Source organism: Streptomyces ziwulingensis (assembly GCF_039542605.1).
Classification (GTDB): Bacteria; Actinomycetota; Actinomycetes; order Streptomycetales; family Streptomycetaceae; genus Streptomyces; species Streptomyces ziwulingensis.
This window is the reverse complement of sequence record NZ_BAABIG010000097.1, coordinates 22,627-31,017: the sequence shown is the minus strand read 5'-3', so window position 1 is coordinate 31,017 and position 8,391 is coordinate 22,627. Positions and strand designations below refer to the sequence as shown.

At 74.5% G+C, this 8,391-nt stretch carries 7 protein-coding genes; 3 read left to right on the top strand and 4 right to left on the bottom strand.

The window, feature by feature from the left end:
• A partial coding sequence (locus ABEB00_RS34885) for a TerD family protein (RefSeq protein WP_345624743.1) occupies positions 1–672 on the top strand: 672 nt, incomplete at its 5' end.
• A gap of 45 nt (positions 673–717) precedes the next feature.
• Here the strand turns inward: ABEB00_RS34885 and ABEB00_RS34880 are convergent.
• Together ABEB00_RS34880 and ABEB00_RS34875 are read right to left on the bottom strand one after the other, a co-directional pair.
• Positions 718–2,196, bottom strand: a complete 1,479-nt coding sequence (locus tag ABEB00_RS34880; protein ID WP_345624742.1) for an alkaline phosphatase PhoX — start codon at positions 2,194–2,196, stop codon at positions 718–720.
• A 164-nt stretch (positions 2,197–2,360) separates the two neighbouring features.
• The gene (locus ABEB00_RS34875; protein ID WP_345624741.1) at positions 2,361–3,800 is read right to left on the bottom strand and encodes a hypothetical protein; all 1,440 of its coding nucleotides are present in this window, start codon (positions 3,798–3,800) and stop codon (positions 2,361–2,363) included.
• A 324-nt stretch (positions 3,801–4,124) separates the two neighbouring features.
• Between ABEB00_RS34875 and ABEB00_RS34870 the strand changes: the two genes are divergently transcribed.
• Entirely contained in the window at positions 4,125–5,951 is a 1,827-nt protein-coding gene (locus tag ABEB00_RS34870) for an endonuclease/exonuclease/phosphatase family protein (RefSeq protein ID WP_345624740.1), read from the top strand.
• 29 nt (positions 5,952–5,980) lie between these two features.
• Here ABEB00_RS34870 and ABEB00_RS34865 read toward each other — a convergent pair whose 3' ends face one another.
• Positions 5,981–6,691: an antibiotic biosynthesis monooxygenase gene (locus tag ABEB00_RS34865; RefSeq protein ID WP_345624739.1), complete on the bottom strand. Its 711-nt coding sequence runs from the start codon at positions 6,689–6,691 to the stop codon at positions 5,981–5,983.
• 123 nt (positions 6,692–6,814) lie between these two features.
• Positions 6,815–7,264, bottom strand: a complete 450-nt coding sequence (locus ABEB00_RS34860; RefSeq protein ID WP_345624738.1) for a DUF3618 domain-containing protein — start codon at positions 7,262–7,264, stop codon at positions 6,815–6,817.
• 220 nt (positions 7,265–7,484) lie between these two features.
• On the opposite strand from ABEB00_RS34860, the gene dapA reads away from it, so the two are divergent.
• A complete protein-coding gene (dapA, locus tag ABEB00_RS34855; protein ID WP_345624737.1) occupies positions 7,485–8,381 on the top strand; it encodes a 4-hydroxy-tetrahydrodipicolinate synthase in 897 nt (298 codons plus the stop codon).
• The last annotated feature ends 10 nt before the right edge of the window (positions 8,382–8,391 follow it).

Here is an 8,391-nt window from a genome sequence, read left to right as displayed (position 1 = left end):
GTCCAGCCGCCGCCCTCGCCGCGGACCGCCCCGGCCGCCCGGGCCGCCCCGCCGACCCCGCCCGCGGCTCCCCAGGCGCCCGCGCCCGGCGCCGGGAAGGTCAACCTCGACAAGGGCCGGGTCAGCCTCCAGAAGAACCAGACCGTCTCCCTCGTCAAGGGCGGCCGCCCGGTGCTCTCCCAGGTCAAGATGGGGCTGGGCTGGGAGCCGGCGTACCGCGGCAAGGACATCGACCTGGACGCCTCCGTCATCGCCTACGGCCCGCAGCGCAACCACATCGACAGTTGCTACTTCGGCAAGCTCTCCATCGTGGGCGGCGCGATCAAGCACTCCGGCGACAACCTCACCGGCGAGGGCGGTGGCGACGACGAGGTGATCGTCGTCGACCTCGGCCGTATCCCGCAGGAGGTCAGCGGCCTGGTCTTCACGGTCAACTCCTTCTCGGGCCAGAAGTTCACCGAGGTCGCCAAGGCGTACTGCCGCCTCCTGGACGCCGCCACCGGCGAGGAACTCGTCCGCTTCGACCTCACCAGCGCCGAGCCCCAGACCGGCGTGATGATGGCCAAGCTGGTCCGCCAGTTCTCCGGCGAGTGGGACATGACCGCGATGGGCGACTTCGTCAAGTCCCGCACGGTCCGCGGCATGGTGAAGCCGGCCGCGAAGGCGCTGTGAGCGCGGGCGGCCCCCGCCGCGGGGCGCGGGCCGCCCGTCCCCGGGTCAGCGGCGCTTGTGCCGCTTCCACGGCCCCGTGATCGCCAGCATGATGCCGGGGGTCTGGATGTTGGCGTAGAGGGTGCGGCCGTCGGGCGAGAAGGTGACGCCGGTGAACTCGCTGTACTCGGGCTCCTCCTCGGTGCCGTTGTTCAGTTCGTTGCGGGCGATGGGGTAGGTGCGTCCGCTCTCGGTGGCGCCGAACAGGTGCTGGACGCCCTCGCCGTCCTCGGCGATGACCAGGCCGCCGTAGGGGGAGACGGTGATGTTGTCGGGGCCGTCGAAGGCGCCGGTCCCCGCCGCGTCCGAGGGGTCGGGGTTGACGCCGAGGACGACCTTCAGGGTGAGGGTGCGGCGCGACGGGTCGTAGAACCAGACCTGGCCGTCGTGCGGGGCGCCGGGGCTCTCGGTGCGGGCGAAGGAGGAGACGAGGTACGCCCCGCCGTCGGCCCACCACACGCCCTCCAGCTTGCGGGCGCGGGTGACCTGGCCGTCGGTGAACTGCTTGCGCACCGAGGTGGTGCGCGCGTCGCGGTCGGGGACCTCGGTCCAGTCGACGCCGTAGACCGTGCCGATCCTCGTGGCGCGGGAGAGGTCGTCGACGAACCGGCCGCCCGAGTCGAAGCACTTGAAGGCGTCGAGCCGGCCCGCGTCGGCGGCGAGGGTGCGCAGCTTCCCGCGGCCGTGCCGGAAGCCGTGCGGCGGGGTCCAGCGGTAGAGCAGGCCGTTGGGGTTGGAGGCGTCCTCGGTGAGGAAGGCGTGGCCGCGCCGGGGGTCGATGACGACGGCCTCGTGGGCGTAGCGGCCGAGCGCCTTGACCGGCTCGGGGTCCCGGTTGGCGCGGCGGTCGGCGGGGTCGACCTCGAAGACGTAGCCGTGGTCCTTGGTCATGCCGTTGGAACCGGCCCGGTCCTCGGTCTCCTCGCAGGTCAGCCAGGTGTTCCAGGGGGTGGAGCCGCCGGCGCAGTTGGTGGCGGTGCCGGCGATGCCGACCCATTCGGCGACCTGGCCGCCGGGGCGGACCTCGACGACCGTGCAGCCGCCGGCCGCCGCCGGGTCGTAGACGAGGCCCTCGGTGAGCGGGACCGGGTGCGGCCAGCGGGTGCGGGGGCCGGCGAGTTCGTGGTTGTTGACCAGGAGGGTGGTGCCGCGCGGGCCGTCGAAGGTGGCGGTGCCGTCGTGGTGGGAGGGGGTGTACTCGCCCGACTCCAGCTTGGTGCGGCCGCTGTACGTGAGGACGCGGTACCTGAAGCCCGCGGGGAGGGCGAGGAGGCCCTCGGGGTCGGGGAGCAGCGGTCCGTAGCCGGCTCCGCCGTGCTCGTGGCCGCGTCCGGCCGTGTGCCCCTCGTCCTGGCCGACGCTCTCGGTGTCCGTGGCGGCCAGGGCGTTCGGGGCGGTGGCGAGGGCGCCGACGCTGCCCGTCAGCGCGACCCCCGCCCCGGTGAGCGCGGAGCGCTTGGCGAAGTCCCTGCGGCTGAGCGACATGGTGTCTCCTGTGACGGATGGGAGTGCCGGACGGCGGGGGCGGCGGAGCGGGGTGCGGCGCCACGGTCCCGCCCGCCGCTTAACGCCGGTTGAACACCGGGCGACCCCCCGGGACCCGCTTGCGTGAATCCGTCCGCGCCGGACGTCCCGCCCGGTCTCCCCGCTCAGCCCCCCTGCTGGGACCGTGCCTTGAAGGCCGCCTTGCGGGCCTCCTTGGCGATCTTCTTGTCGGGGTGCAGCCGTCCCATCGCCTCCAGGACGTCCGCAGTGGCCGGGTGGTCGACCCGCCAGGCCGTGTCGAAGAACCCGCTGTGCTGCCGGGCCAGCCCCTGCACCAGGGCGCGCAGTTCCTCGGAGTTGCCCTCGGCGGCGAGTTGGGCGGCGACCGTGTCGATGGTCAGCCAGAAGATCATCTCCTCCGGCGGGGCGGGCACGTCCCGCGCGCCGTGCTCGGCCAGCCACACCCGGGCCAGCCCGCCCAGTTCGGCGTCGTCGAGGACCTCCCGCAGGGCGGGCTCGGCCTCGCTGCCGACCAGGGCCAGCGCCTGCTGGCAGTGGAGCCGGCGCAGCGGCGCCCCGGCGTCCGCGCCGCGCGCCGCCGCCAGCAGTTCCCGGGCGGCGCCGAGGGGCTCGCGGCGCGTCAGCCACCGCTCGGTCTCGGCGTGGGCGGCGGCCGGGCCGAACGTGGCCGTCCCGTCGAGCAGCGCGTCGGCGCCCTTGTCGGCCAGGTCGCCGACGGCCGGTGCGGAGAACCCCGCCTCCAGCAGGCGGGCCCGCAGCCCGTACAGGCCGAGCGGGGTCAGCCGGACCATGCCGTAGCGGGAGACGTCGGTCTCGTCGACGGGCTCGGCCGGCTCGGCGGGCTCCTCGTCGGCGTCGCCCATGAGGGCCTCGTCGACGGGCTGGTACGCGACCAGTCCGACCGGTTCCAGCAGCCGGAACTGGTCGTCCAGCCGCATCATCGCGTCGGAGACCTGCTCCAGTACGTCGTTGCTGGGCTCGTCCATGTCGCCGGGCACCAGCACGGACGCGGCCAGCGCGGGCAGCGGCACCGGGGCGTCGTCGGCGGTGTCCTCGCCGACGGTGAGCAGGTAGAGGTTGCCGAGCACCCCGTCGAGGAACTCCGCCTCGGCCTCGGGGTCCCAGTCCAGGGCGGACAGGTCCAGCTCGCCGTCGCCGTCGGCCATCGCGTCGACCAGCGCGCCGAGGTCGGGCACGCTCGCGTCGGCGAGCACCGTCTCCAGCGCGGCGAGCCACACGCCGAGCACGTCCTCGGGGGAGCCGCCGGTGAGCAGGGCGAGGTCCGCGCCCGCCGCGACGGTGCCCGCCTCCTCGTCGACGACCTCGACGAGCCCGGTGTCCACGGCGATCCGCCACGCCTCGCCGGTGTCCGCGGCGGCGTCGTCGCCGCTCAGCCCGAGCACCTCGGCGGCCACCCCGACCTGCTCCTCGACGAGTCCTCCCCCGGCGTCGACGCGGGTGTCCGGCCCGGCCCAGCGGGCGAGCCGGGCGGCCCGGGACAGCAGTGGGGTGGACAGCGCCGCTCGGGCCAGCTCCGCGTCGGGGCGCAGCCGGGCGGGCGGCAGGGTGGAGCTGTCTGACATCGGCTGTTTCTCCTCGCGCGCCTCGACGGCCGTGCGGCCACCTGGACGCCGTACGGCTCAGCCGCTCAGCCTAGACGGGTTTCCACCCATGCCGCCCGGTTCATCTCCTCGTCGGTCGCCGTACATGGCTGAAACCTTGACAACCGGCGTGGCCGCGCAGCAGATTGACGCGCGTAGAAGTAGGGGGACAAGTGTTCGCTCAAGGCCCTCTGTTCCCCTCCCGTCCCAGGTTCCACGCTGGTCCTGGGTTCCACGCCGGTCCCAGGCCCCGTCTTCGTCCCGGCACCTCGTCCCGGCGCCTCGTCACGTCCCCGGAGGGATCCCTTGCCGAGCAAGTCGTCCGCGCGTCTCGCCGCGCTCACCGTCGCCGCCGTGTGCTCCGCGGCCACCCTCGTCGTCACCGGCTCGCCCGCGCACGCGGACTCCGTGCGCGTCCACGACATCCAGGGCACCACCCGGCTCTCCCCCTACGCCGGTCAGCAGGTCACGGACGTGCCCGGGACGGTCACCGGTGTCCGCGGCTACGGCTCGTCCCGGGGCTTCTGGCTCCAGGACCCGTCCCCGGACGCCGACCCGGCCACCAGCGAGGGCGTCTTCGTCTTCACCGGTTCCGCCCCGAAGGTCGCCGTCGGCGACGCGGTCACCGTCTCCGGCACGGTCACGGAGTACGTCCCCGGCGGCGCCTCCTCCGGCAACCAGACACTGACCGAGATCACCCGCCCGACGGTCACCGTCGTCTCCGGCGGCAACCCGGTCCCGGCCGCGAAGCGGATCACCGCCCGCTCGGTGCCGCGCGCCTACACCCCCGCCGGGGACGCCGCCGAAGACGGCTCGGTCGACGCGCTGCCGCTGCGCCCGGCCAGGTACGCCCTGGACTACTACGAGTCCCTGGAGGGCATGAACGTCCAGGTCTCCGACACCCGCGTGGTGGGCGCCACCGACCCGTACACCGAGCTGTGGGTCACGGTGAAGCCGGCCGAGAACCCGAACCGCAGGGGCGGTACGGTCTACGGCTCGTACGGCTCCCAGAACACCGGCCGGCTCCAGATACAGTCCCTCGGCGCGGTCGCCGACTTCCCCGACGCGGAGGTCGGCGACACCCTCGCCGGGACCACCGCGGGCCCGCTGGACTACAACCAGTTCGGCGGCTACACGCTGGTGGCGGGCGCCCTCGGCACGCTGCGCGAGGGCGGCACCGAGCGGGAGACCACCCGCGCCCAGCAGCGGGACGAGCTGGCGGTGGCGACGTACAACGTCGAGAACCTCGACCCGTCCGACGCCACCTTCGCCGCGCACGCCGCCGCGATCACCGACCACCTGCGCTCGCCCGACATCGTCTCCCTGGAGGAGATCCAGGACGACAACGGCGCCACCGACGACGGCACCGTCTCCGCCGGCGCGACGGTGGCGAAGCTCATCGACGCGATCGTGGCGGCCGGCGGCCCGCGCTACGACTGGCGTTCCGTCGACCCGGTCGACAAGGCCGACGGCGGCGAGCCGGGCGGCAACATCCGCCAGGTGTTCCTCTTCAACCCCGAGCGGGTCTCCTTCACCGACCGTGCGGGCGGCGACGCGACCACGGCCACGGCGGTGACGAAGGTGCGCGGCAAGGCCGCCCTGACCCTCTCCCCCGGCCGCGTCGACCCGGCGGACCCCGCCTGGGAGAACAGCCGCAAGCCGCTGGCCGGCGAGTTCGTCTTCCGCGGGCGGACGGTCATCGTGATCGCCAACCACTTCGCCTCCAAGGGCGGCGACCAGGGGCTGACCTCCCGTCACCAGCCCCCGGCGCGGATCTCGGAGACCCAGCGCCACCTCCAGGCGAGGGCCGTCAACACCTTCGTGAAGGACATCCTCGACACCCAGAGGAACGCGGACGTCGTCACCCTCGGCGACATCAACGACTTCGAGTTCTCCACCACCACCAGGCTCCTGGAGGACGACGGGGCGCTGTGGTCGGCGGTCAAGTCGCTGCCGAGGAGTGAGCGTTACTCGTACGTCTACCAGGGCAACAGCCAGGCCCTCGACCAGATCCTGGTCAGCCCCTCGATCCGGCGCGGCGGCGACTTCGCCTACGACAGCGTGCACCTCAACGCCGAGTTCCACGACCAGATCAGCGACCACGACCCGCAGGTGCTGCGGTTCCGTCCGTAACCGGCGTCGGGCGGGGGGCGGGGGCGGGTTCAGTCGGCCACGAGGCCGAGGGCATGGTCGTAGCGGTTGACCGCACTGCTCCTCAGGCCGGGCCACTTCCGCACCCGCTCCCACTCGGGCGTCGGCGAGCCGACGCCGTCACCCGGCCCGGCGAGGGCGTCGATGTGGGCCCGGGCGCTCTCCCACTCGGCGTAGTTGAGGACCCTGGTGCCGTCGGTGCTGAGGTGGAAGTGGGCGGAGAGCCCTCCGGGGCGGGGCCGCGGGTCGGTGGCCAGGGCCTCGAAGACGGCGTCGACCCAGGCTCGCTGCCGCGCGGGGTCGGGGCCCTCGAACTCGACGTCCACGATCACGACGCACCCGGGGACGGGCCCGGCTCCGTCCCCGTCCCGCCGGGTGCCACCCCGGTAGTACCGGTACCGCCCGAGGCCCATCCGCTCGATGTCCGGCACGGCGGTGTCGATCTCGTCGACGCGTTCCTGCCGTTGGGTCTTGACGAACGCCTCGTACGCCTGCTCGCTCGCCCACCGCGAGTGGTGCAGGAGGGTCTCGCCGTCGTGTCCGGTGTAGACGTGGTAGCCGCGCAGGTCACCGGCGGGCCAGGGGCGGCGCTCCCAGGTGCGGGCGATCGCCGCCACGGCCTGCCGCTGCCGTTCGGGGGTGCCCACCCGCCAGGTGCTGAAGAAGAGCGCCCTGGCGTCGGGGCGGGCGAGATCGGGGTGCGCGTCGCTGCGGCGGGTCATGCCGGGCCTCCCAGAGGGCGTGTGCGTCGGGTACGCGCACCACTGTCCGACCTCGACCACACTTGAGGTCAAGGAAGCGCCCCGCGGTCCGTCGCGCCGTCGCCGTCCCCGTCGCCGCTGCCGTCACCGATGGGCGCGGCGGTGCCGCAGCACGCCCGACACGACGGCCGCGCCCGCCACCGCCCCCGCCACCGCGGCGGCGGCCAGCACCGGCCGCGGGGCCTCGCGCCTCGCCCGGACCGCGTCGAGCACCGGGTCGGGCGTCCGGTGCTCCACCGCGTGCCCGGCGCGGACCGCCCTGTCCTGGGTGCCGCGGCCGGCCGGGCCGACCGCGTCCTGGACGGCGGGTCCCGCCTGCGCGGCGGTGCCGCGCAGTTGCACGGTCATCGCACCGGCCCGGTCCCCGAGGTCGGCGGCGCGGGCCTTGGCACGGCCCCTCACCTCCGCCTCGTCCGCTCGCTCCTCGACGGTGTGGCCGAGCCTGCCGCGGGTCCGCTCGATCTGTCGTCGCAGTTCGTCGGGGCCGTCGGCTCCGGTCGCCGTGTCGCTGTCCCCGCTCCTCGGCTCGGTCATCGGTACGCCCTCTCCTCGAACTCTCGCTGCGGAGCCCCTCTTCGGCAGGTGTGCGGGTACCCCGGGCGGGGCGGCGCTACCCCGCCCGCAGCGGGCGGCCCGGGGCAGGCGTACGGCCGTCCGTACGGCCGTCCGGGCGGCCGTCCCTTCAGCAACGCTTACCGTTACCCCGTAGCGCAATTAACTGGAGCCGCAGCCGGGGACCGCCGACACTGCACCCATGACGACACCCCCCTGCGCGCCCTTCGGCCGCGCCCTGTGCGCCATGGTCACGCCCTTCACCGCCGAGGGGGCCCTGGACCTCGACGGCGCCGCGCGGCTCGCCGGCCGGCTGGTGGCGCGGGGCTGCGACGGCCTGGTGCTGTCGGGGACGACGGGCGAGTCGCCGACCACCACGGACGCCGAGAAGTCCGCGCTGATCACGGCGGTGAAGGAGGCGGTCGGCGACCGGGTCCCGGTGGTGGCCGGGGTGGGCACCGCCGACACCCGGCACACCCTGGAGCTGGCCCGCGCGGCCGAACGGGCCGGGGCGGACGGCCTCCTCGTGGTCACGCCGTACTACAGCAGGCCCCCGCAGGACGCCCTGGAAGCACACTTCCGCGAGATCGCGGACCGGACGGACCTGCCGGTGATGCTCTACGACATCCCGGGCCGCACCGGCACCCGTATCGCGCCGGACACCCTGGTCCGCCTCGCCGAGCACCCGCGGATCGTCGCCGTGAAGGACTGCGCCTACGACCTTCTCGGCACCCAACGCGTGCTCCGGCGCACGGAGCTGGCGTATTACGCCGGCTGTGACGAGTACGCCCTCGCCCTGTACGCGGTGGGCGGCGCGGGCTACGTCTCCACGGTGGCCAACGTGGTGCCGGACCGGATGCGCGCGGTCCTGGACGCCTTCGACGCGGGCGCCACCGCCGAGGCGGCCCGGCGGCAGCGGCAGGCGGGCGAGCTGATCGAGGCGATGATGGCGTCGGCGCTGCCCGGGACCGTCACCGCCAAGTCGCTGCTGAACGGCCTCGGCCTGCCCGCGGGCCCGGTCCGGGCGCCGCTGCGGCCCGCCGGCCGGGAGGCGGCCGACGGGCTGCGGGCGGTGTACGAGCGGCTGGTCGCGAGCTGACCGGCCGCGC

What these genes read in the sequence shown, in the direction of transcription:
- dapA (WP_345624737.1), top strand. Translation starts at nt 7,485, where the DNA reads ATGACGACACCCCCCTGCGCGCCCTTCGGCCGCGCCCTGTGCGCCATG.
- ABEB00_RS34875 (WP_345624741.1), bottom strand. Translation starts at nt 3,800, where the DNA reads ATGTCAGACAGCTCCACCCTGCCGCCCGCCCGGCTGCGCCCCGACGCG.
- ABEB00_RS34865 (WP_345624739.1), bottom strand. Translation starts at nt 6,691, where the DNA reads ATGACCCGCCGCAGCGACGCGCACCCCGATCTCGCCCGCCCCGACGCC.
- ABEB00_RS34880 (WP_345624742.1), bottom strand. Translation starts at nt 2,196, where the DNA reads ATGTCGCTCAGCCGCAGGGACTTCGCCAAGCGCTCCGCGCTCACCGGG.
- ABEB00_RS34860 (WP_345624738.1), bottom strand. Translation starts at nt 7,264, where the DNA reads ATGACCGAGCCGAGGAGCGGGGACAGCGACACGGCGACCGGAGCCGAC.